General features: G+C 40.4%; 13 protein-coding genes. 7 read left to right on the forward strand and 6 right to left on the reverse strand.

The genetic code is table 11. The features are described 5' to 3' along the window. Positions 1-39 precede the first annotated feature (39 nt). The 3 genes from I597_RS01280 to fabD all read left to right on the forward strand — a co-directional run bounded on the left by I597_RS01280 (position 40) and on the right by fabD (position 1,957). Entirely contained in the window at positions 40-486 is a 447-nt protein-coding gene (locus I597_RS01280; RefSeq protein ID WP_035325720.1) for a 2TM domain-containing protein, read from the forward strand. Continuing rightward, on the forward strand, positions 483-965 hold the full coding sequence (locus I597_RS01285) for a dihydrofolate reductase (protein ID WP_035325721.1): 483 nt from the start codon (positions 483-485) through the stop codon (positions 963-965). The genes I597_RS01280 and I597_RS01285 overlap by 4 nt, the downstream gene beginning before the upstream one ends. A gap of 107 nt (positions 966-1,072) precedes the next feature. Then, entirely contained in the window at positions 1,073-1,957 is an 885-nt protein-coding gene (fabD, locus tag I597_RS01290; RefSeq protein WP_035325722.1) for an ACP S-malonyltransferase, read from the forward strand. Between the two features lie 75 nt (positions 1,958-2,032). Here the strand turns inward: fabD and I597_RS01295 are convergent, their stop codons facing one another. Further along, a complete protein-coding gene (locus tag I597_RS01295; RefSeq protein ID WP_035325724.1) occupies positions 2,033-2,494 on the reverse strand; it encodes a hypothetical protein in 462 nt (153 codons plus the stop codon). A gap of 243 nt (positions 2,495-2,737) precedes the next feature. Between I597_RS01295 and I597_RS01300 the strand changes: the two genes are divergently transcribed. Next, positions 2,738-3,508, forward strand: coding sequence for a LexA family transcriptional regulator (locus tag I597_RS01300; protein WP_035325725.1), 771 nt, complete (start codon positions 2,738-2,740; stop codon positions 3,506-3,508). Positions 3,509-3,564: 56 nt separating this feature from the next. Here I597_RS01300 and I597_RS01305 read toward each other — a convergent pair whose 3' ends face one another. Then, a complete protein-coding gene (locus I597_RS01305; protein ID WP_035325727.1) occupies positions 3,565-3,804 on the reverse strand; it encodes a hypothetical protein in 240 nt (79 codons plus the stop codon). Positions 3,805-3,948: 144 nt separating this feature from the next. Between I597_RS01305 and I597_RS01310 the strand changes: the two genes are divergently transcribed. Continuing rightward, positions 3,949-4,608, forward strand: a complete 660-nt coding sequence (locus I597_RS01310) for a DUF2461 domain-containing protein (protein WP_035325729.1) — start codon at positions 3,949-3,951, stop codon at positions 4,606-4,608. Here the strand turns inward: I597_RS01310 and I597_RS01315 are convergent. Beyond that, entirely contained in the window at positions 4,605-5,843 is a 1,239-nt protein-coding gene (locus I597_RS01315) for a 3-deoxy-D-manno-octulosonic acid transferase (RefSeq protein ID WP_035325730.1), read from the reverse strand. The genes I597_RS01310 and I597_RS01315 overlap by 4 nt on opposite strands. Positions 5,844-5,979: 136 nt before the next feature. Here I597_RS01315 and I597_RS01320 point away from each other — a divergent pair, with 136 nt between their 5' ends. Continuing rightward, positions 5,980-7,113, forward strand: coding sequence for a DegT/DnrJ/EryC1/StrS family aminotransferase (locus I597_RS01320; RefSeq protein WP_035325731.1), 1,134 nt, complete (start codon positions 5,980-5,982; stop codon positions 7,111-7,113). 3 nt (positions 7,114-7,116) lie between these two features. Then, positions 7,117-8,394: a metal-dependent hydrolase family protein gene (locus I597_RS01325; protein WP_035325734.1), complete on the forward strand. Its 1,278-nt coding sequence runs from the start codon at positions 7,117-7,119 to the stop codon at positions 8,392-8,394. A gap of 104 nt (positions 8,395-8,498) precedes the next feature. Here the strand turns inward: I597_RS01325 and I597_RS01330 are convergent, their stop codons facing one another. From I597_RS01330 to I597_RS01340, 3 genes are all read right to left on the reverse strand, one after another. Next, the gene (locus I597_RS01330; RefSeq protein ID WP_064497400.1) at positions 8,499-10,460 is read right to left on the reverse strand and encodes an OmpA family protein; all 1,962 of its coding nucleotides are present in this window, start codon (positions 10,458-10,460) and stop codon (positions 8,499-8,501) included. Positions 10,461-10,531: 71 nt separating this feature from the next. Then, the gene (locus tag I597_RS01335) at positions 10,532-11,488 is read right to left on the reverse strand and encodes a PorP/SprF family type IX secretion system membrane protein (protein ID WP_035329231.1); all 957 of its coding nucleotides are present in this window, start codon (positions 11,486-11,488) and stop codon (positions 10,532-10,534) included. Positions 11,489-11,546: 58 nt separating this feature from the next. Further along, positions 11,547-24,710, reverse strand: a complete 13,164-nt coding sequence (locus I597_RS01340; RefSeq protein WP_169816455.1) for a T9SS type B sorting domain-containing protein — start codon at positions 24,708-24,710, stop codon at positions 11,547-11,549. Positions 24,711-24,954: the final 244 nt, after the last annotated feature.

Genomic DNA, 24,954 nt, shown 5'->3' on the forward strand with positions numbered 1-24,954 from the left:
AAAGGCTAATTTTATATCATCATATAAAGGTCGCATTTTATGGCACTATTCTCAAAGAAAACAACAACATCTATAGATCCAGTTCAAAAAGAACTTATAGAAAACGCTCAAGCTCGCGTAAGGCAAAAGAAAAACCTATACAGGCACTTTGTAGCTTTTCTAGCAGGAGCAATACTTCTTATTGTAATTAATCAAGTGCTTAATGTGGGTGAAGAGTTCAAACCTTTTGAGACTCCTTGGTTTGTATGGGCAATTCTTATATGGACATTTTTCTTTCTCATACATCTCATAAACGTCATTGTAATGAGCAAGTTTATGAATAAAGAATGGGAACAAAAACACCTAGACAGACTCGTAGCCAAACAAAAACTACGCATCGCAGAGCTAGAGGAAGGCGTGCAAGTCTCACACCCTTTACCAGAAAAAAAAAGTCCAATCTTAACAGACCCAAACACCTCACTAGACAACCAGAATACTCCCCTATGATAACAATGATAGCAGCAGCTGCCGAGAATAATGCACTAGGTAAAAATGGAGAAATACCCTGGCATCTTCCAGATGATTTTCGTCATTTTAAAAAACTCACCACAGGTCACCATATTATTATGGGGCGTAAAACCTGGGAGTCTTTCCCAAAACCGCTACCTAACAGAACACACGTAGTCATTACAAGAGATAAGCAATACAACCCGCCAGGTGCTACCGTTGTGCATTCCCTAGAAGATGCGCTGGCATATTGTAAGCAAGAGGCTCACACATTTATTATAGGCGGCGGCGAGATTTATAAACTAGGTATGCCATATGCTACACACATAGAACTTACCCGAGTACATAACGAGTATGCGGCAGATGCGTTTTTTCCAGAAATACCAGAGAGTGAGTGGCAACTTGTAAACAGTACCTTTCACGATGTAGATGACAAACACAAAAGCGGCTTTACTTTTCAAAGCTGGAAGAGAAAGTAGAGCAAAGAACTTATACGTAGTTTTGAGTACGCTTTCGCGAAAGCGTATATCTCCTCATTGAGTCTCTCTCATTTTGTACTTTTGCACCTACTAACGAATATAAATTTATGAAAGCATATATATTTCCAGGTCAAGGTGCTCAGTTCTCAGGAATGGGATTAGACATTTTTGAAAAATACCCAGATGCTCAAGATCTTTTTTTAAAGGCAAATGATATTTTAGGTTTTAATATTACTGATGTAATGTTTGAAGGAACTGCAGAGGATCTTAAAGAAACTAAAGTAACACAGCCTGCTATCTTTATACATTCTATAGCACTTAAATCTGTTATGACAGATTTTGCACCGGCAATGGTGGCTGGTCACTCACTGGGAGAATTTTCTGCCCTTGTAGCAAGTGGCGCATTAAGTTTTGAAGATGGATTAAAGCTTGTGAGCCAGCGCGCACAGGCTATGCAAAAAGCTTGTGAGATACAGCCATCTACTATGGCAGCCGTATTAGGTCTAGAAGACGCCGTGGTAGAAGAGGTGTGTGAGCAAACACCAGGAGTTGTGGTAGCCGCAAATTATAATTGCCCAGGCCAGCTTGTAATATCTGGAGAGATAGAAGCCATAAATAAAGCCTGTGAGACTATGAAAGAAAAAGGTGCACGTAGAGCGCTTGTGCTTCCTGTAGGTGGAGCTTTTCACTCACCTATGATGGAGCCAGCTAGAGAAGAACTAGCCGCGGCTATAGAGGCAACCAAGTTTACAAAACCTATATGCCCTATATACCAGAATGTAACTGCTAGCGCTATAACAGATGCTAGCCAAATACAGGCAAACTTAATAGCACAACTTACCGCTCCAGTAAGGTGGACACAAACCATACAGCAAATGATTGCAGATGGTGGTACAGAGTTTATAGAAGTAGGCCCTGGTAAAGTGTTACAAGGCCTTATGAGAAAAATAAATAGAGATGTAGCTGCAAGCGGCGCAGTGTTACCTGAATAGATTTCTTTTATTTTAAAGCATAAAAAAAACCAGCTGTTAGGCTGGTTTTTTTATTTATGATGGTTAAGTGTCTTCTTAGTGACCTGTCGCCTTCTTTACTTTATCTATAGCTCCGTTTGCAGCATCTTTTGTTGCATTTGCAGCGTTATTTGCAGCGTCTTTTGTTGCGTCTACAGCATTGTTTGCAGCGTCTTTAGTTGCATCAATAGCGTTGTTTGCAGCATCTTTAGTTGCATTTGCAGCATCTTTTGCTCCTTCTACTGTTGCATCTGCAGCGTTTTCGATAGCGTTTCCTGTTGCATCTACGGCATCTCCTGCAGCGTTTGCAGCGTCATTTGCAGCATCTTTTACAGAGTTACCAGCGCTCTCAAGAGCATCACCAGCACTGTTTACAGCATCGCCAGTTGCATTTGCAGCATCATTTGCAGCATTTTCAACAGCGTTTCCAGCTTCATTTGCTTTTTCTTGTACTTCTCTACAAGAAACTGCTCCTACGATAAGGGCTAGTGCAGCAACATTTAATAATAATTTTTTCATAATAGAAATTTGTTTAGATAGTTGTGAGGTGCAAATTTAACATAATTTCACATTTAATCAGCAATATTAGATATTTACTACAATCTTTAACCGATAAAAAACATAAATACATCGACAATCTGTCTTACACAACAGTTGTTTTTAAAATGTTATGTTCTTTATACGCCCAAAGTGCTGAAAAAGATGTTTTTAGATAAAAAAATTTTTATTTGGAAATATTCCTAATTTTCATACATTTACCGTATGGGAACAAATGATTTACCTTCAGAAATACGTAGATTTAAAGAAGTGCGTGAAGATCACGACTTCACACAAGCAGAGTTTGCCGAAAAATTAGGCATAAAAAATAGTACTGCAGATATAGAGCGCGGCCGTACAAAACTCTCTGGCCAAGTAATTACAGAGCTACTGCGCCTTTTTCAAATAAACCCACTATGGATTTACGGTTACAGTAAACAGAAGCACCTTAACCCAGATAAAGGAGACATAAGTCCTAAGGTTGTCATAGTAGATAAGGAAGATAATGAAAATATGGTTTTAGTAAATCAAAAAGCCGCTGCGGGTTATCCTAATAATATTGCAGATGTAGAGTGGTATCAAAACCTGCCTGCCTTTGACTTCCCCATACCTCAATACCGTAATGCTACTTACAGAGGTTTTCAAGTAGAGGGCGACAGTATGCTCCCTAACTTTAGACCAGAAGACTGGGTACTTGCAAAAGGTGTAGAAAGTCTTGAGTATGCTAGTGATAATAAAGTATATGTAATTGTTATGCAAGATGCTGTAGTGGTAAAAAAACTACAAAAACTTCCAGATTCATCGCGTGTACTTCTTATATCAAGTAATGAAGAGTATGCACCTTATGAGGTTGCTGTAAGCGACATACAAGAAATATGGCAAGTAAATAGTAAGCTCACTTTTAATCTAGATGAAGGTAGTAGCAACAATTTACTTAAAGAACTACAACAGTCTATGCTTGAACTCAAAGCACAAATGACAGAATTTAAAGCATAAAAAAAGGATAATACAATCACTAGTATTATCCTTTTTACGTCTTGTTATAAAAAAGATTAATGGTCTGTCTTTATCTTAACAGCCCCATCTTCGTCTACCTTTACTTTGGTCTCAGAACCGTTTGCATTTTCTGTTTTTAATTTATAACCGTCGTCTGTATTTTTTTCTTTTATCTCAGCGGCATTTTCTTTTGCTTCTTCTATAGCCTGCTCTGCTTCTGTTTTCTTCTCTTTACAAGAGGTTAATGATACAGCCATAATACCTAGAGCAATTGCTCCTATTTTTAATGTTTTCATAATCATATTGGTTTAGTGTACTACAAATGTAGATTGATTAATAAGGCTTCACGCACAAAGCTTTACCAATAAGCTCTAAAGTTACGTTAACATTTGCCTCTCATACTTACTATATTACCTAAAACTGTTAATTTTAAAGTAAAAATGAACTTTCAAGATACCTACGACTTTCTCGAAAAACTTCAACAAAACAACTCTAAAGAGTGGATGGACGCTCATCGCAAAGAGTATCACCATATTAGAGACAACCATATAAACTGGCTCAACAAACTTAATGCGAAGCTGGCGGAAGTAGATAGAGCGTATTTCGACACACCTGGTAAAAAGGCTATAAACCGTATCAATAACAATCTAATGTTTCACCCAAACAAGCCTATTTATAAAGACCATATAGGCGCAGGACTGGACCAAAGAACTAAACAAGGGGATTTTTACATTGAGATAGGTCTTAAACATAATCTTGTGGCCGGTGGTTACTGGAAGCCTAAAAAAGAAATTCTAGATAGCATACGCGATGCGATAGATTATAACGGAGAAGAACTCAAAGCTATATTAGAAAAACCCAGCTTTATAAAAGCCTTTGGGAACCTATGGGATCAAGATAAATTAAAAACCGCACCAAAGGGTTTTTCTAAAGACCACCCACATATAGATTTACTGAGGTACAAAACTCTTGCGGTGGAGACTACGCTTTCGCGAAAGCAAGTTTTATCAAAAGATTTTGACGCACTACTTATTGAAATGTATAAAGAGATGCTCCCTTTTAGAAGATACTTGAGAGAAGCCGTATCTGTGCTTGCTTAATTGCTGTCTTTGATATAGTCTATTACAGCTCGCGTAGCCCCAGTATTACTATTTATAAAATGCCCTGCGATCATACCTGTCTGAGCTCTAAACTTATCATCACTGAGTAGTTTGTTGAGTCGCTCGTCAAATTGATCTTGACTCGCAACCGCATATAATCCAGCAAGCTGCTGGAGTATTTTTGCCTCGGGAAATTTATTAAAATGAGGACCTATAAGAATAGGCACTCCAAAGGTCGCAGGTTCTAAAATATTGTGTAATCCTGTATTCCCCATAGCACCGCCTACATAAGCTACATCTGCATAACTATAGATCTTAGTAAGAAGTCCTATGGTATCAACTATAAGTACATCATAATCTTTTAGAGTATTTATATCCATTGTAGAGTAACGAGCGACTCTAGCGGTACAAGCTCTTATAAATGCTGATATTTTCTCTTCTTTAATCTCGTGTGGAGCGATAATAAATTTGGCCTTGCCTTTGTGATTGTTTATGTAGTCTATAATTAGTTTATCATCTTCTGGCCAAGTGCTTCCGCATACCACACAGAGATTGTCTTTCTTAAATTTTGAGACAAAATCAAGCGTATTATCCATTGTAAGCTGCTGGCTCACTCTGTCAAAGCGAGTATCTCCACTTATTGTATAATTTTGAAATCCTAGCTTTTCTAAAGCTTCGGCAGCGTTTTGATCTTGTAAAAAGAAATGCTCAAAACTCTCTAGTGATTTGATCATCCATTTACCATAAGGTCTAAAAAAAGGCTGACTTTCTCTAAAAACCCCAGAAATCAAAAAGGTTCTAATCTTTCGGCGTTTTAGCTCTCGTAGGTAGTTAGGCCAGAATTCATACTTAACAAAAAAAGCTACCTCTGGTTTTATGGTATCTAAGTAAGTACTAACGTTTGATGTGGTGTCTAGTGGTAGGTAGATGGTCGCTTTCGCGAAAGCGTTATTTTTCTTTATTTCATAGCCAGAGGGAGAGAAGAAGCTTATCACCCACTGGTGGTCTGGATAGTGCTCAGTAAGAGCCTTTAATATAGGTACACCCTGCTCATATTCTCCTAGAGAAGCGGCGTGCATCCACAACGTTTTCTTTCCAGTTATGAGCTCCGCATTTAAAATCTTAATGGTATCCTTTCTACCTGTAATAGACTTTTGAAGCTTTTTATTAAAATTTCCAGCAAGCGGTAATACAGTCTGGACTAACCTCATTAATAAAGAATACAGTGTGTGCATAGGTCAAAAATACACTTTGTATTTAAATAGGTCTGAGTAGGAGATGGAGATTTTGTACTTTTGTTTTCTGTAAAATCAACGCTTTTTATTAAAATACCACTCTGTAGAAAGGTCACTTGCCTTTCTCCCATATCTAATGAAAAAAATACAAATGGTCGATCTTAAAGGCCAATACGCGACTATAAAAGAACGAGTAGACAGCAGCATTGCAGAGGTTATTGCAAACACTGCCTTTATAAATGGACCTGAAGTAAAAAGCTTTCAAACCGAACTGGAAGCGTATCTAGGTGTAAAGCACGTTATACCGTGTGCAAATGGTACTGATGCACTTCAAATCGCTCTAATGGGTCTAGGCTTAGAGCAAGGAGACGAGGTCATCACGGCAGATTTTACTTTTGCAGCTACTGTAGAGGTGATTGCCCTTTTAAAACTTACCCCAGTTCTTGTAGATGTTGATCCGGTAGATTTTAATATCGACATTGAAGCTATTAAGAGAGCTATCACACCAAAAACGAAGGCTATTGTGCCTGTTCACCTTTTTGGCAGAGCAGCAAATATGGATGCTATTATGGATTTAGCAAAAGAGCACAACCTCTTTGTTATAGAAGATAACGCACAAGGTATAGGTTCAAACTACACAGGTCGTGATGGTAAGAAAACAAAAACTGGAGGAATAGGTCACGTAGGTACAACATCGTTTTTCCCTTCAAAAAACTTAGGTTGCTATGGTGATGGCGGTGCAATATTTACAAATGACGATGACCTTGCCCATACCATAAGAGGTGTGGTAAATCACGGTATGTACGTACGATACCACCACGATGTAGTGGGGGTAAACAGTAGACTGGACTCTATACAAGCAGCAGTTTTAAGAGCAAAGCTGCCACATCTAGACTCTTATAACAAAGCGAGACGCGATGCTGCACGCAAGTATACAGAAGCCTTTATGAGTAATAAAAAGATTATTACACCTATAGTTTGTGATAGTTGTGATTGCCACGTTTTTCACCAGTATACACTACGAGTAGTAGACACAGATCGTGATGCTCTTGTAGCACACCTTAATGAGAATGGGATTCCTTGCGGCGTATATTATCCTATCCCATTACACAGCCAGAAAGCTTATAAAGATGAGCGATATAATGAGGCAGACTTCCCTGTGACTAATGCCATTGTAAAAGACTGTATCTCTCTACCTATGCACACAGAACTAGAGGACGACCAGATTGCTTTTATAACTAAAACCGTGATTGACTTTGTAAATAAATAATCTATGAAACATACGCTATCCCTTCTACTTGCTTGCCTAGTGAGTATGACCACTTTTGCACAAGAAACGTTACTACATTGTGGTAAAATAATAGATACTCAAAATGGTAAAGTTTTAAAAGAGCAAACCATTACCATACTGGGTAATCAAATTGTGAGTGTTGAGAAGGGGTACGCTTCCGCGAAAGCTGGACAAAGCATAATTGATCTTAAAACCAAAACGGTAATGCCTGGTTTTATAGATATGCACGTGCACATAGAAGGCGAGACAAACCCGAAACAGTATCTTGAGACTTTTACTAAGAATGAGGCAGACATAGCCTTTACAGCAGCCGAAATTGCAGAAAGAACATTACTATCAGGCTTTACAACAGTAAGAGATCTAGGCGGCTCTGGAGTAAATGTATCTTTAAGAAACGCCATTAACTCAGGAACCACTCGAGGTCCTCGTATATATACTGCCGAAAAGGCCATAGGAACCACAGGAGGCCACGCAGACCCTACTAATGGTTTTAAAAAGGTAAATATGGGCGACCCTGGTCCAGCCCAAGGTGTTATAAACAGTGTAGATGACGCAAGAAAGGCGGTAAGACAACGTTATAAGAATGGTGCTGACCTTATAAAAATCACAGCCACCGGAGGTGTTCTTAGTGTGAGTAAAAATGGTGATAACCCACAATTTAGACAAGAAGAGGTAGATGAGATTGTACGAACTGCAAAGGAGTACGGAATGCACGTAGCTGCACACGCACACGGTAAAGAAGGGATGCAACGTGCTATTAAAGCGGGTGTGCAGACCATTGAGCACGGCTCATTTATGGATGAAGAAACGGTACAGCTTATGAAAAAACACAACACCTATCTCGTACCCACCTTATCCGCAGGAAAGTACGTCGCTGCCAAGGCTAAAGTAAAAGGTTACTACCCAGACATCATCATACCTAAAATTGAAAAGGTAGATGCTACGCTCAAAAAGACATTTACAATGGTTGCAAAATCTGGAGTAAATATTGCTTTTGGGACCGATGCGGGCGTCTTTCCTCACGGTGAGAATGCAAAGGAGTTTAGATATATGGTAGATTATGGATGGAGCCCTATGTTTTCAATACAATCTGCAACTATTACAAACGGGAAACTTCTAGATATGGAAGGTAAACTAGGTGTACTAGCCCCAGGCTACCTCGCAGACATTATAGCTACAGATGATGACCCTACACAAAATATAACAACTACAGAAAGCGTCTCTTTTGTTATGAAAGATGGATTAATCTATAAAAAATAACAACGTAAGACTCAATTGAATTAACTATACTAGGTAAATATTACCCATTAAAAAAGCCTCGCTCATTTCTGAGCGAGGCTTTTTTAATTATGTATAAATGACTTTTATTTTGCCACTATAATAAATTCAGACCTTCTGTTAAGTTGGTGCTCCTCTTCTGTACATTCTATACCATTACCACAAGCATTAGTAAGTTGGGTCTCTCCATATCCCCTACCAGTAAGTCGGGACATACTAATACCGCCCTGATCTACTATGTATCGTATTGTAGATACATTTCTACGCTGAGATAGACTCATATTATAAGCATCTGGAGCTCTACTGTCTGTATGTGATCGCACATCGATCTTAAGACTTGGGTACTCCCTCATTACTGCGATAACCTTCTCAAGCTCTAATGCAGCATCTGGACGAATGTTATGTTTATCAAAATCAAAGTAGATAGGATTAAGCTCTAGTGTTTTTGCAAGATCGTCTCCTAACTCTATCTTTAATGGTGGTTTTAAGTATAAATCTCTGTTTAAAACTAGCCCCACCTCTGATGTTGTATTTACTATAGCCTCTGCTGGCTCATATAAAGACTTACTAGCACGCACTATGTATGATGTATTACAATCTACATCTGGAAAACTAAAACGTCCCGCATTGTCGCTTATTTTTGTCCCTACAACTTCATTTGCAATATTGCGTAACTCTACCGTAGCTTGAGGAAGTATCCTATCGGTCTTTACATCCTTTGTAACTCCTGTAATATTCTGAGCACAATCTGTAAGCAACTTTTGTTTACGCTCAAAACTATAAATGTCATCATTACCAAGACCTGTAGCCCTGCTAGAGGCAAAATAACCCGTGCCAAGTTCCTCGTTTAATATCAACCCAAAATCATCTGCACTACTATTTACAGGCTTACCTACATTGTAAGAATCTCCTATACTACCAGCCGCGTCTAACTTACTAACAAAAATATCAAGACCTCCTAAACCAAGATGCCCATCTGAAGCATAAAAAAGCTTGTTATCTGAACTGATAAAAGGAAACGTCTCTCTACCCTCGGTATTGATACGATCGCCTAGATTTACAGGCTCACCATAACTACCATCCCCATTAATGGTTACCATCCATAAATCACTTAAGCCTTTTGTACCAGGCCTATCTGAGGCAAAGTATAAAATATCTTCTTCAGGACTTAAAGCAGGGTGTGCAGTAGAAAACTCATCACTATTAAAAGGAAGCTCTACAGGAACAGACCAACCATCATTAGATTTTTCACTCACATATAGCTTTAACTTTGTCGTACCATCCTCATCTCTCTTTAACTTTGTCTTCTTTGAATAGTTATTTCTTGTAAAGTAAACAACATCTCCATTTTCTGTAAACACAGAAGTACTCTCGTGATAAGGAGTGTTTATCTCATTTGATAAACGATTAATAGTAGGATCATTAGTCTCTGTATCTCTTACAACAAAAAGATCTAAAAAAGGTTGATCGTTCCAATCGTGTATGTAGTCTCCAGTAGCCACTTCGCGATTTGAAGAAAAAACAAGATCCTCACCATAGTAACTAGGACCAAAATCTTGAAGCTCACTGTTAAAAGAAACCTTCCCAATGGTATATCTACCAGACTGTGCTTCGATTTCCTTTAAGTAATCACGCTCGGCTACATAACGCTCTGCTCGAGAATCATCTCCATTTAACCTATTAAAAATATCCATTTGAGTATCTGCCAGGTCATAGCGCTTCATACTCTTAAGGGACTGAGCATATCTAAAGTAATACTCAGCATTTGCAACAAGCGTATCACTTTCTGAACCTAAAAGTTCACCATACCACTTTGCAGCCTGCTTATAATCGGCAGTGAGATAATAGGCATCACCTAGTTTCTTTAAAACCTCTGGTGATCTAAAACCTCTCTCTGCAACTCGTAAATATAAATTACGAGCATCTACAAAGGCATATTGATCAAAATTTTCAGTCGCTTCCCGTACCTTACCCTCTTGTGCCGTAACAGTAAAGCACAGCAAACACATTATTGATGCTAGTAAGCTCTTTAGTAATCTTTGTTTCATACAAAATAATTTTAGTCAGCTCTATTTAAACTAACGCTTTCGCGAAAGCAAAAAAATATTAATATATCTAATTAGAAGAATCTAGGGGAAATCAAACGCTTAGGTTTCTTTAAAATCTCAAACCTTAAAAACACCTCGTAACTACCGTCGTTAAACTGTTGCAACTCGGTAGTCTCACGATCATAAGCAAAGCCTATCATTAAACTATCTGTCACTTGAAAACCTACAAGACCACTCAAAGCAGCACTCCACCTATAAGCAGCACCTAAGGTTAATCTATCGTATAACAAAGCATTTGCGGTAACGTCTACTTGTAATGGTGCTCCAGATACCCACTTTGCAATAGCAGCAGGTTTTAACTTAAAGTCTGGAGTAATATCAAAAACATAACCTGAAGTGAGGTAGTAGTTAATACGCTCGGTAGCGAGATAGGTAGCATTAGGATCGTTCGTGTTTTGGCTATCATCAAAGTGATCGGTCTCCAATAAATTTGGAGCACTTAAACCAGCATAAAAACGATCTGTAGAATAAAATAACCCCACTCCTATTTGAGGAGAAAACTGATTGTCTATATTATTCTGAATAAGCGCATCACCATTCTGAAATGGCGAAGCCTCTGAATAGTTTACATCTAATAAATGTACCCCACCTTTTAATCCAAAACTAAGCTTACCAATATCTGATGTAGGTATTGAGTAACTAAAGGCAAGGTCTACATAGGTCTCACTGGTGATAAAAATATCATCTTGAACGATATTAAGACCTAAACCTACACGCTGAGAGTCTCCTATAGGAGAATGAATAGAAGCGGTTTGTGTACGAGGTGCGCCGTCCAGACCAACCCACTGACTTCTGTGAAGACCCAGCACACTAACACCACCACGTGAACCCGCATAAGCAGGGTTAATACTTAACGTATTATACATATACTGTGTATACTGTGCGTCTTGCTGGGCATTTAACTGAACTGTACTCAGGGTTAAAATGAGCAATGACACAACAAATATAGTGTTAAAACATTTTTTCATATTGCTTTATTTTAATCCGGTGTACTCTTACAAGTACACCGAATATTAGTATCTATTATTATCTGTTTAAGTATAAAGGTCCCGCAAGTTGCTGAAGTTTACCTGAAGCATTAGTATATTCTACAGTGTAGTAATACGTCCCTACTGGTAAAAGCTGATCGCCATTTATAGTAGCACGACCATTACTCTCTCCTCTAAAGTACTGACCATCCTGACCATAACCTTTTACTCCATAAACCTCTACTCCCCAACGGTTGTAAATACGTACAGTATTGTTTGGATACTTTTTAATACCTCTTATGACAAATACATCATTTAAACCATCGCCATTAGGAGTCATTATATCAAATACCTCTAAACCATCGGTTGCATTAGGATTACCATTGTTAACCTCTAAGAAGTCAATTATACCATTACCATTTTCATCTCCACATTCATCTCCATTAGGTATACCATCACCATCACAATCAAGATCTTTCCACTCTTGAGTTGTAGCTGTCATATCTTGATTTTCTGGATTTAAATCACAAGGATCTAATGGATTAGTACCATCTAATATTTCTACTCCATTAGTAACGCCATCGCCATCACAATCAAGATCATTCCATTCTTCACTTGGTTCTACAGACTGATTCTCAAAACTGAAGTCACAAGGGTCATTTGGATCTGTATTATTAGGTCCTATCATCCCATCTCCATCAGGATCAAGCTCGTCAATATTAGTAACACCATCCCCATCACAATCTGCTAAAGCGTTTTCTTCAGAAATTGTGCTTAGATCTAAGTTATCTAAATCAAAGATACACGGGTCACCTGTATTGTTATCACTGCCATTAGGTGTCCCATCATCATCACAGTCTGTATCTAACCATTCTTGGCTAGGTGTAACAGTCTGACTATCTAATATGTAATCACACAAGTCTAATGGGTTTGTTCCGTCTTCCAATTCATCACCATTAGTAACTCCGTCGCCATCACAATCCAGCATATTCCACGCTGGTGATTGAGGTAAACTAACATCATCAAGCTCAAAATCACACGGGTCTACAGGGTCAGTACCACCGGTTACTTCATCACCATTTGTTACACCATCACCATCACAATCCTGCATTTCCCACTGAGATGTCACTATCGAGATATCTTGGTTTGCGGTATCGTAACTACAAGAATCATATGGATTTGTTCCATCAATAACCTCTTGACCATTTAAAACACCATCACCGTCACAATCAGCACCTTGCCAAATTGGGTTGTTTTGATCTTCGTCACCTATGGTACCGTCATCAACACAAGGATCATTTGGATCTGGATCATTTGCATTGATTGTTCCGTCACCATCACAATCTGCTAATGCCCATATAGAATTTGTTGAATCCTCATCACCTATCACTCCATTATCTACACAAGGATCTAATGGGTCTGGATCTTCACCATTGATAGTTCCATCACCATCACAATCTACATTATACCAATCTGAATCTGTATCCGTAAGATCTACCATAGTAAGATCCGCGTCAACACAAGGATCTAATGGATCCTCATCTGTTTCATTTGGATTACCATCACCATCACAATCCGCTGTTAACCAATCTCCTGATTGCGGTAAACTAACATCATCAACATTGTAATCACAAGCATCGGTTGGATTTGTACCATCAGGACCAGCTGTACCATCCATATCAGGATCTACTTCTATTCCATTTGTTACACCATCTCCATCACAATCTGCCATATACCAATCTGAATTATTATCTAACAGGTTTACGTTTGCTATGTTTCCTCCTATACAAGGATCATATGGATCTGGATCATCTCCATTAACCTCTCCATCTCCATCACAATCTGCCGCTGCCCAAACATCATAATTTGGATCTGTTGGATCTGGAATAGTTACTATATCTGTATCACCAGCACAAGGATCAAATGGATCTGTATCTGAACTGTTTGGTTCTCCATCGCCATCACAATCTGCATTATTCCATTCATCTGTCACTATAGTGATATCTTGATTCTCTTCTAAATAATCACAAGTATCAAGCGGATTAGTTCCATCATTTATTTCCGTTCCATTTGAAACACCATCTCCATCACAATCTAGTGCCAACCACAGTGTAGATAGCATTGTAACATCTTGGATTGAAGCATCGTATTCACAAGGATCATTTGGATCTGTACCAGTCGCAATCTCATTACCATTGTTTACTCCGTCTCCATCACAATCTGCATTCAAATAAATATCACCTAGTATAGTTATATCTTGATTATCGAGATCAAAATCACAAGCGTCGAGAGGATCTGTTCCATCTATAGTTTCCTGACCATTTGTTACACCATCTCCATCACAATCTGCATCATTCCATTCATCTGTCACTATTGTGATATCCTGATTCTCTTCTAAATAATCACAAGTATCAAGCGGATTAGTTCCATCATTTATTTCTGTTCCATTAGAAACACCATCTCCATCACAATCTAGTGCTAACCACAGTGTAGATACCATTGTAATATCTTGGATTGAAGCATCGTATTCACAAGGATCATTTGGATCTGTACCAGTCGCAATCTCATTACCATTGGTTATACCATCTCCATCACAATCTGCAGCTAAATAATCGCCTTCCACAATTGTTATATCTTGATTTGCAATATCAAAATCACAAGGATCATTTGGATCTGTACCATCAGCAATTTCCTGACCATTGGTTACTCCATCACCATCACAATCTGCATTTAAGAACGCCGTTGTTTGTGTTACAGTAATATCCTCAACATCAAAGTCACAAGGATCAAATGGGTCTGTTCCTGCTGCAATCTCGTCGCCGTTAGTTACTCCATCACCATCACAATCTGCATCAAAGTAATCACCCATTTGTGATAAGGTCACTAAAGAAGGATCAAAATCACAAGGATCGAATGGATCTGTACCATTAGCAGCTTCATCTCCATTGCTTACTCCATCACCATCACAATCGGCAGCAGCCCATATAGCATAGTTCTCATCTGAAGTATCTGGAATCGTTGCAACTGTTACATCACAAGGATCGAATATATCTGTTCCGTTTGCTATCTCATCTCCATTTGTCTCGCCGTCACCATCACAGTCACTTGAAATAAATGGCTCTGCTATCGTAGTCACATCTTGACTTGCAACATCAAAGTCACAAGGATTATTTGGATCGGTACCATCAGCAATCTCATCACCGTTAGTTACTCCATCTCCATCACAATCAGCATCAAAATAATCACCCATCTGTGATAAGGTCACTAAAGAAGGATCAAAATCACAAGGATCGAATGGATCTGTACCATTAGCAGCCTCATCTCCATTACTTACTCCATCACCATCACAATCGGCAGCAGCCCATATAGCATAGTTCTCATCTGCAGCATCTGGAATCGTTGCAACTGTTACATCACAAGGATCGAATATATCTGTTCCGTTTGCTATCTCATCTCCATTTGTCTCGCCGTCACCATCACAGTCACTTGAAATAAATGGCTCTGCTATCGTAGTCACATCTTGACTTGCAACATCAAAGTCACAAGGATTATTTGGATCGGTACCATCAGCAATCTCATCACCGTTAGTTACTCCATCTCCATCACAATCAGCATCAAAATAATCACCCATCTGTGATAAGGTCACTAAAGAAGGATCAAAATCACAAGGATCGAATGGATCTGTACCATTAGCAGCCTCATCTCCATTACTTACTCCATCACCATCACAATCGGCAGCAGCCCATATAGCATAGTTCTCATCTGCAGCATCTGGAATCGTTGCAACAGTTACATCACAAGGATCGAATATATCTGTTCCGTTTGCTATCTCATCTCCATTTGTCTCGCCGTCACCATCACAGTCACTTGAAATAAATGGCTCTGCTATCGTAGTCACATCTTGACTTGCAACATCAAAGTCACAAGGATTATTTGGATCGGTACCATCAGCAATCTCATCACCGTTAGTTACTCCATCTCCATCACAATCAGCATCAAAATAATCACCCATCTGTGATAAGGTCACTAAAGAAGGATCAAAATCACAAGGATCGAATGGATCTGTACCATTAGCAGCCTCATCTCCATTACTTACTCCATCACCATCACAATCGGCAGCAGCCCATATAGCATAGTTCTCATCTGCAGTATCTGGAATCGTTGCAACTGTTACATCACAAGGATCGAATATATCTGTTCCGTTTGCTATCTCATCTCCATTTGTCTCGCCGTCACCATCACAGTCACTTGAAATAAATGGCTCTGCTATCGTAGTCACATCTTGACTTGCAACATCAAAGTCACAAGGATTATTTGGATCGGTACCATCAGCAATCTCATCACCGTTAGTTACTCCATCTCCATCACAATCAGCATCAAAATAATCACCCATCTGTGATAAGGTCACTAAAGAAGGATCAAAATCACAAGGATCGAATGGATCTGTACCATTAGCAGCCTCATCTCCATTACTTACTCCATCACCATCACAATCGGCAGCAGCCCATATAGCATAGTTCTCATCTGCAGCATCTGGAATCGTTACAACAGTTACATCACAAGGATCGAATATATCTGTTCCGTTCGCTATCTCATCTCCATTTGTCTCGCCGTCACCATCACAGTCACTTGAAATAAATGGTTCTGCTATCGTAGTCACATCTTGACTTGCAACATCAAAGTCACAAGGATTATTTGGATCGGTACCATCAGCAATCTCATCACCGTTAGTTACTCCATCTCCATCACAATCAGCATCAAAATAATCACCCATCTGTGATAAGGTCACTAAAGAAGGATCAAAATCACAAGGATCGAATGGATCTGTACCATTAGCAGCCTCATCTCCATTACTTACTCCATCACCATCACAATCGGCAGCTTGCCATATTGGGTTCGTAGTGTCTTCATCGCCTACCGCACCATCGTCTACACAAGGATCAAGTGGATCTGGATCTACACTATTTGGTGTTCCATCGCCATCACAATCGGCTATTAACCAATCTCCCATTTGTGGTAAACTAACATCACTTATATTTGAATCACAAGGATCGCTCGGATCTGTTCCATCAGGACCAGCAGTACCATCTCCATCAGGATCTACTTCAACTCCATTTGGTACACCATCACCATCACAATCTGCATTATACCAATCCGTATTGTTATCTAATAAATCAACATTAGCCAATTCTACTCCTATACAAGGATCATATGGCTCTGGATCGTCTCCATTTGTTTCACCATCACCGTCACAATCGGCAGCTTGCCAGATTGGGTTCGTAGTATCTTCATCGCCTATCGTTCCATCGTCTACACAAGGATCATAAGGCTCTGTATCTGTTCCGTTTGATGTTCCATCGCCATCACAATCAGCAGCTTGCCAAATCGCATTGGTCGTATCTTCATCTCCTATCACCCCATCATCTGAACAAGGATCAGTCGGATCTGGATCTACTCCATTTGGTGTTCCGTCACCATCACAATCAGCAGCTTGCCAGATTGGATTCGTCGGATCTGGTGTACTTCCTGCTGTGAAATCACAAGGATCTTCTGGTGCTGGATCTGTTCCGTTTGGATCACCATCGCCATCACAATCTGCAGCAGCCCATATATCGTAAGCATTCTGAGCAGCAGTACCAGGCATCATTGGATCTACCTGAGCCGTTGGTGTGGTTACACTACAAGGATCAAATGGATCTGTACCATTCATTACTTCTTCACCATTAGTCTCTCCATCACCATCACAATCTGCAGCTGCCCAAACATCATAATTCGGATCTGCTGGTGCTGGTATTGTTGGTACCCCACTCACACTACAAGGATCGTTAGGATCTGAACCATTCATATCTTCTGTACCGTTGGTCTCACCATCACCGTCACAATCGGCAGCTTGCCAGATTGGGTTCGTAGTATCTTCATCGCCTATCGTTCCATCGTCTACACAAGGATCATAAGGCTCTGTATCTGTTCCGTTTGGTGTTCCATCACCATCACAATCAGCAGCTTGCCAAATCGCATTGGTCGTATCTTCATCTCCTATCACCCCATCATCTGAACAAGGATCAGTCGGATCTGGATCTACTCCATTTGGTGTTCCGTCACCATCACAATCAGCAGCTTGCCAGATTGGATTCGTCGGATCTGGTGTACTTCCTGCTGTGAAATCACAAGGATCTTCTGGTGCTGGATCTGTTCCGTTTGGATCACCATCGCCATCACAATCTGCAGCAGCCCATATATCGTAAGCATTCTGAGCAGCAGTACCAGGCATCATTGGATCTACCTGAGCCGTTGGTGTGGTTACACTACAAGGATCAAATGGATCTGTACCATTCATTACTTCTTCACCATTAGTCTCTCCATCACCATCACAATCTGCAGCTGCCCAAACATCATAGTTCGGATCTGCTGGTGCTGGTATTGTTGGTACCCCACTCACACTACAAGGATCGTTAGGATCTGAACCATTCATATCTTCTGTACCGTTGGTCTCACCATCACCGTCACAATCAGCAGCTTGCCAGATTGGGTTCGTAGTATCTTCATCGCCTATCGTTCCATCGTCTACACAAGGATCATAAGGCTCTGTATCTGTTACGTTTGGTGTTCCATCACCATCACAATCAGCAGCTTGCCAAATCGCATTGGTCGTATCTTCATCTCCTATCACCCCATCATCTGAACAAGGATCAGTCGGATCTGGATCTACTCCATTTGGTGTTCCGTCACCATCACAATCAGCAGCTTGCCAGATTGGATTCGTCGGATCTGGTGTACTTCCTGCTGTGAAATCACAAGGATCTTCTGGTGCTGGATCTGTTCCGTTTGGATCACCATCGCCATCACAATCTGCAGCAGCCCATATATCGTAAGCATTCTGAGCAGCAGTACCAGGCATCATTGGATCTACCTGAGCCGTTGGTGTGGTTACACTACAAGGATCAAATGGATCTGTACCATTCATTACTTCTTCACCATTAGTCTCTCCATCACCATCACAATCTGCAGCTGCCCAAACATCATAGTTCGGATCTGCTGGTGCTGGTATTGTTGGTACCCCACTCACACTACAAGGATCGTTAGGATCTGAACCATTCATATCTTCTGTACCGTTGGTCTCACCATCACCGTCACAATCGGCAGCTTGCCAGATTGGGTTCGTAGTATCTTCATCGCCTATCGTTCCATCGTCTACACAAGGATCATAAGGCTCTGTATCTGTTCCGTTTGATGTTCCATCGCCATCACAATCAGCAGCTTGCCAAATCGCATTGGTCGTATCTTCATCTCCTATCACCCCATCATCTGAACAAGGATCAGTCGGATCTGGATCTACTCCATTTGGTGTTCCGTCTCCATCACAATCAGCAGCTTGCCAGATTGGATTCGTCGGATCTGGTGTACTTCCTGCTGTGAAATCACAAGGATCTTCTGGTGCTGGATCTGTTCCGTTTGGATCACCATCGCCATCACAATCTGCAGCAGCCCATATATCGTAAGCATTCTGAGCAGCAGTACCAGGCATCATTGGATCTACCTGAGCCGTTGGTGTGGTTACACTACAAGGATCAAATGGATCTGTACCATTCATTACTTCTTCACCATTAGTCTCTCCATCACCATCACAATCTGCAGCTGCCCAAACATCATAGTTCGGATCTGCTGGTGCTGGTATTGTTGGTACCCCACTCACACTACAAGGATCGTTAGGATCTGAACCATTCATATCTTCTGTACCGTTGGTCTCACCATCACCGTCACAATCGGCAGCTTGCCAGATTGGGTTCGTAGTATCTTCATCGCCTATCGTTCCATCGTCTACACAAGGATCATAAGGCTCTGTATCTGTTCCGTTTGATGTTCCATCGCCATCACAATCAGCAGCTTGCCAAATCGCATTGGTCGTATCTTCATCTCCTATCACCCCATCATCTGAACAAGGATCAGTCGGATCTGGATCTACTCCATTTGGTGTTCCGTCTCCATCACAATCAGCAGCTTGCCAGATTGGATTCGTCGGATCTGGTGTACTTCCTGCTGTGAAATCACAAGGATCTTCTGGTGCTGGATCTGTTCCGTTTGGATCACCATCGCCATCACAATCTGCAGCAGCCCATATATCGTAAGCATTCTGAGCAGCAGTACCAGGCATCATTGGATCTACCTGAGCCGTTGGTGTGGTTACACTACAAGGATTAAATGGATCTGTACCATTCATTACTTCTTCACCATTAGTCTCTCCATCACCATCACAATCTGCAGCTGCCCAAACATCATAGTTCGGATCTGCTGGTGCTGGTATTGTTGGCACCCCACTCACACTACAAGGATCGTTAGGATCTGAACCATTCATATCTTCTGTACCGTTGGTCTCACCATCACCGTCACAATCGGCAGCTTGCCAGATTGGGTTCGTAGTATCTTCATCGCCTATCGTTCCATCGTCTACACAAGGATCATAAGGCTCTGTATCTGTTCCGTTTGATGTTCCATCGCCATCACAATCAGCAGCTTGCCAAATCGCATTGGTCGTATCTTCATCTCCTATCACCCCATCATCTGAACAAGGATCAGTCGGATCTGGATCTACTCCATTTGGTGTTCCGTCTCCATCACAATCAGCAGCTTGCCAGATTGGATTCGTCGGATCTGGTGTACTTCCTGCTGTGAAATCACAAGGATCTTCTGGTGCTGGATCTGTTCCGTTTGGATCACCATCGCCATCACAATCTGCAGCAGCCCATATATCGTAAGCATTCTGAGCAGCAGTACCAGGCATCATTGGATCTACCTGAGCCGTTGGTGTGGTTACACTACAAGGATCAAATGGATCTGTACCATTCATTACTTCTTCACCATTAGTCTCTCCATCACCATCACAATCTGCAGCTGCCCAAACATCATAGTTCGGATCTGCTGGTGCTGGTATTGTTGGTACCCCACTCACACTACAAGGATCGTTAGGATCTGAACCATTCATATCTTCTGTACCGTTGGTCTCACCATCACCGTCACAATCGGCAGCTTGCCAGATTGGGTTCGTAGTATCTTCATCGCCTATCGTTCCATCGTCTACACAAGGATCATAAGGCTCTGTATCTGTTCCGTTTGGGGTTCCATCGCCATCACAATCAGCAGCAGCCCAAATATCATAAGCTGTCTGTTCTGGTGTTCCAACCATCATTGGATCTGTTGGCACTGGAGTTCCTGGTGTAAAATCACAAGGATTCATTGGATCTGGATCACTTCCATTAGGATCACCATCACCATCACAATCTGCTATTAACCAGTCTCCTCTTTGTGTTTGAGTAACTAGCAAAGGTTCATAATTACAAGGATCTGTTGGATCTGTTCCATTACCATCGTCAACACCATTTCCATCAGGGTCAATTTCATTTCCATTTGTTACACCATCGCCATCACAATCTGCATCTTGAAATTCTGTAGTCGTTATTGTATAATCTTGACTTCCGGGTAAATAACTACAAGTATCATAAGGATCTGTACCATTTGTATCATTCTCTATTCCGTTAGTAACACCATCGCCGTCACAATCTGCAGCAGCCCAAATATCATATGCATTCTGAGCTGGAGTACCAGCCATCATAGGGTTAATTGGAGTCGAAGTACCAGCACTAAAATCACAAGGATCTGTAGGGTTAGGATCAGTACCGTTAGGATCACCATCGCCATCACAATCTGCAGCAGCCCATATTGGGTTACTAGTATCAGCTATACTTCCAGGAGTGAAATTACAAGGGTCATTAGGATCTGGATCTGTACTATCACAATCACCGTCACCGTCAGTATCAATACACCCATCTATTGTTACACTTTCATTTAAATCATCTCCAGCAGTAGTAGGATCTGTTTGATCTGGTGTTGACGCTGCAGTAGTTGTATTTGTTATCGTGTTCCCATCTTCACCACCGTCTACAACACCTTCGATTGTTAAAGTAACAAATTGTCCGCTACCTATTAAAGGTATTGTCCAGTTTGGATCAGTATATGTAGAAGGCTGGTCACCTCCCGTATTTCCGTTATTGACAGTTGCAGTGAGGCCTGCTGGGATTGCATCTACTAAAGAAACATTAGTAGCATCATCTGGACCGTTATTCGTAACCGTTATTGTAAATGATACTGTATCTCCTTCCGCCGGTGTAGCACTACCACTTCCCAGGGTTTTAACAGTAACCAAATCTGCCTCACCAACTGCAATTCCATCATTATTTCCGTCTGTACCATCATCCACATTATTTGCAGGATTCCCATCTACTTGATCTGCTGAAACTGATGTAATATTTGTAAAAGGTCCAGCAGCATCTATTGTACCTGTCACGATTAAAGTCACATCACTAAATGGTGAATTAGGCAATATTGTCCCGACATTACAAGGGAAGGTTACACAACCTGCTCCAGTTATTCCTGTAATAGTAACATTAGTAGGAGTATCTGTAACAAATACATTTGTTGCTGTATCTGTTCCCAAATTACTTACAACTATATTCCAAGAGACCGTATCTCCAGGGGCAAAAGGTCCCGATTGATTTAATGTTTTAGTTATACCCACATCGGCGGCAGCAACACTACAAGAATCTGGAGCTGTTCCGGCAGTTTGGGTATCTGTGCAACCACTTGGATTATCAAAAGTGGCAGTAAGAATAACATCCATTCCATCTGAAGCAAAAGTCAAACCAGAAAATGTATGTTGGGTGGCAGAATCCAATCCTGCAACTGGAACAAATTCATTAATACCAGTACCTGTTAAATCTAAATTACCTAGTCCTGGCGGATTTGTAAATTCAACTATAACATCTGCTGTAAATGTATCATCCGAGTCATCACCCGTTGTTCCTCCCGAATCACAGGGACTTATATTTGCAAGTGATATAACTGCTACTGTACACGTATTAATTGTAATGAATACATTTGCCGTATCTACATTACCCAAAGGATCTTCTACGGTGTAAGGAAAAGATATGGGAGTATTACTTCCAGGAGGAGGTGTAATAATGAGCTCACCACCCACATATTCTACAATAGTACCATCTGAAAGTAACACTGGCGCACCTCCTTCACTAATAGGCATCCCGTCAACTTCCGTAATTATAACAGGATCCATATCTGGGTCTGTATCATTACCCAACGCATCTATAGTAATAGGCGTATCAACATTTGTCTCATCTATATCATCCTCTGCTTCTGGCGGATTATTTAAAATAACTGAATCTGATACAGGTCCAACTGGTGTTCCATTAGGATCGGTTGCTGTGAAAAATGCTTCATTTTGACCTGTACAAGGGAGGGCTATTTCTACTTCAATATCTACTACAACACGTTGACCTGGCAACAATTGCCCTGTATTATTAAGAAAAAGATCATCAAACGCATTCCCTTCATAAGCTGGATCAAGACTAGGAGTAACCGCTGCATCTGTAAACTGTATCACTGGTGTTCCCACATTTACAATATTTCCAGGACACATTGCTTCTATATTATCTGTTAACTGTAGATTGAATAAGTCTACAGGAGACGTAGGGTCATTTTCTATTTCTAAACGAAAGGTCACATCTCTATTTCCAACAGTCCCAGCTGGATCATTATTGATAACGGATTTTGTAATCACAGGCACGGGCATAAATTGAATTCTCACAGGCGTTTGCTGACAGAAACACTGAGTACCATCGTGATCTGCCGTAAGGTTTCTTCTTGAAGCTTCTGAAACATTTGTACCATTAGAATCGGTTCCAGAAATAATACCCTGTGTATTTCTTGTAGTCTGATTCCCAGTAGGACCTACATTTAAATCTATACGATAGGATGCTGTAGTATTAGCCGCCATAGTCTGACCAGCCACTAATAAATCTGTAGAAGTACCATTAACACCAGAACCTCCATCAAATGCAGGATTAAAATTAAGTGTACCTGACAACTGAGTTACGGTTAACGTATTGATTGGAATGCCGCTACTAAACAAATGATCAAAAGCATCTACATATTGAATGTTAGATGCTGGACCCGAACCTGAGTTTCTGAGAGTCACTGTATAGAAAAAATCTACAGTACCATCTGTATTAACATCTGGTGTATCATCATTTACTTGAAGTCCTGCACTTAAAATAGATAAATTTTCTTCAAAAAGTTCTATGTCTGTTGCACTGGTTTCGTAAGCGTCTCCAGTTACTGAATCATTTGCAGTTGCAAAAATTTCATTGGTAATCGTCGCCCCGTCTAAAGCTGCAACAGCGTCTACTTCAACACAAATGGAATATGTTATTGAATCCCCTGGATCTAACTCATTTAATACAGTTGTACTTAATAATTCTTCATCAGTCGTTCCATTAAAACCTCCATTTAGATTCCAACCATCCGCACCAGGCCCCACAGATCTTGATATAAATCCTGCGATGAAAGCATCATTACCAAATGCACCGCCTAGGTCATCTGTAATACTTACATTATAAACAGGATTTGCACCATTATTTGTTAATGTTCCTGTATAGTTTATAATATAGGTATCTGTAGTAGTATACCCCCAGTCACAATGTGATTTAGATATTGTTAAACCACCGTCTCCCACAGGAGCACTACACTGATTTTGAGCCGTAAACAAATTATTGATTGCAAACAAACAAGAACTTCCTGAAAAGTCAGCCGTAAGGTCCACAGGCCCACCATCCGAAGAAAAAGTAACACCAGAAAATGTATGACTAGTTGGAGAATCTAATCCTCCTACACCAACAGAAGCCGCTCCATCACCACCTAAATCAAGCGAACCCGTTGCTGGAGGATTTGAGAATGTAACAGTTATATCTGCAGTAAAAGTATCATCTCCTTCATTACCAGTTCCAGATGTGCCACCATCGTTACATATAGATATGGATGCCACATCTACAGAAATATCATCGATTACACAGTCAGGACTACAAGAAGATGGTGCCGAAACTGCCATAGGATCTGTAAACGTACAGGTTGCATCATCTGAAAACGTAGCCGTCAAACTTTGAAGCATTCCATCTGCAGTAAATAGAACATCTTGAAATGTGTGTGAAGTTGCCGTATCTAAATCTGCAACCAAAACCGTTACAGCATTTAGATTATCACCAGTAATGTCAAGACTACCTGTAGCGGGAGCCATATCAAATGTAACCGTTACATCTGCAGTAAAAGTATCATCACTAGGATCTGGAGTAGTACCTCCATCATCACAAGCAGATATCATAGATGTAGAGATAACTGTAATGTTACATTGTGCATTACCGACTTGCGATACTAAGAAAGAAAGTAATAAAAATCCAACAATTGAATTTTTAAAATTGTTCCGATAAGATAAATTACGTAGTAGTGATTTCATAAGCGAATACTATAATATTACTTTATGTGAATCCAAAAAATTGGCTATAGTTTACCCGAAAGATAGATTAAGTTTTTTTTAATACAACCAACAACTTAAATTTAAATTTTCA

This window comes from Dokdonia donghaensis DSW-1 (assembly GCF_001653755.1).
Classification (GTDB): Bacteria; Bacteroidota; Bacteroidia; order Flavobacteriales; family Flavobacteriaceae; genus Dokdonia; species Dokdonia donghaensis.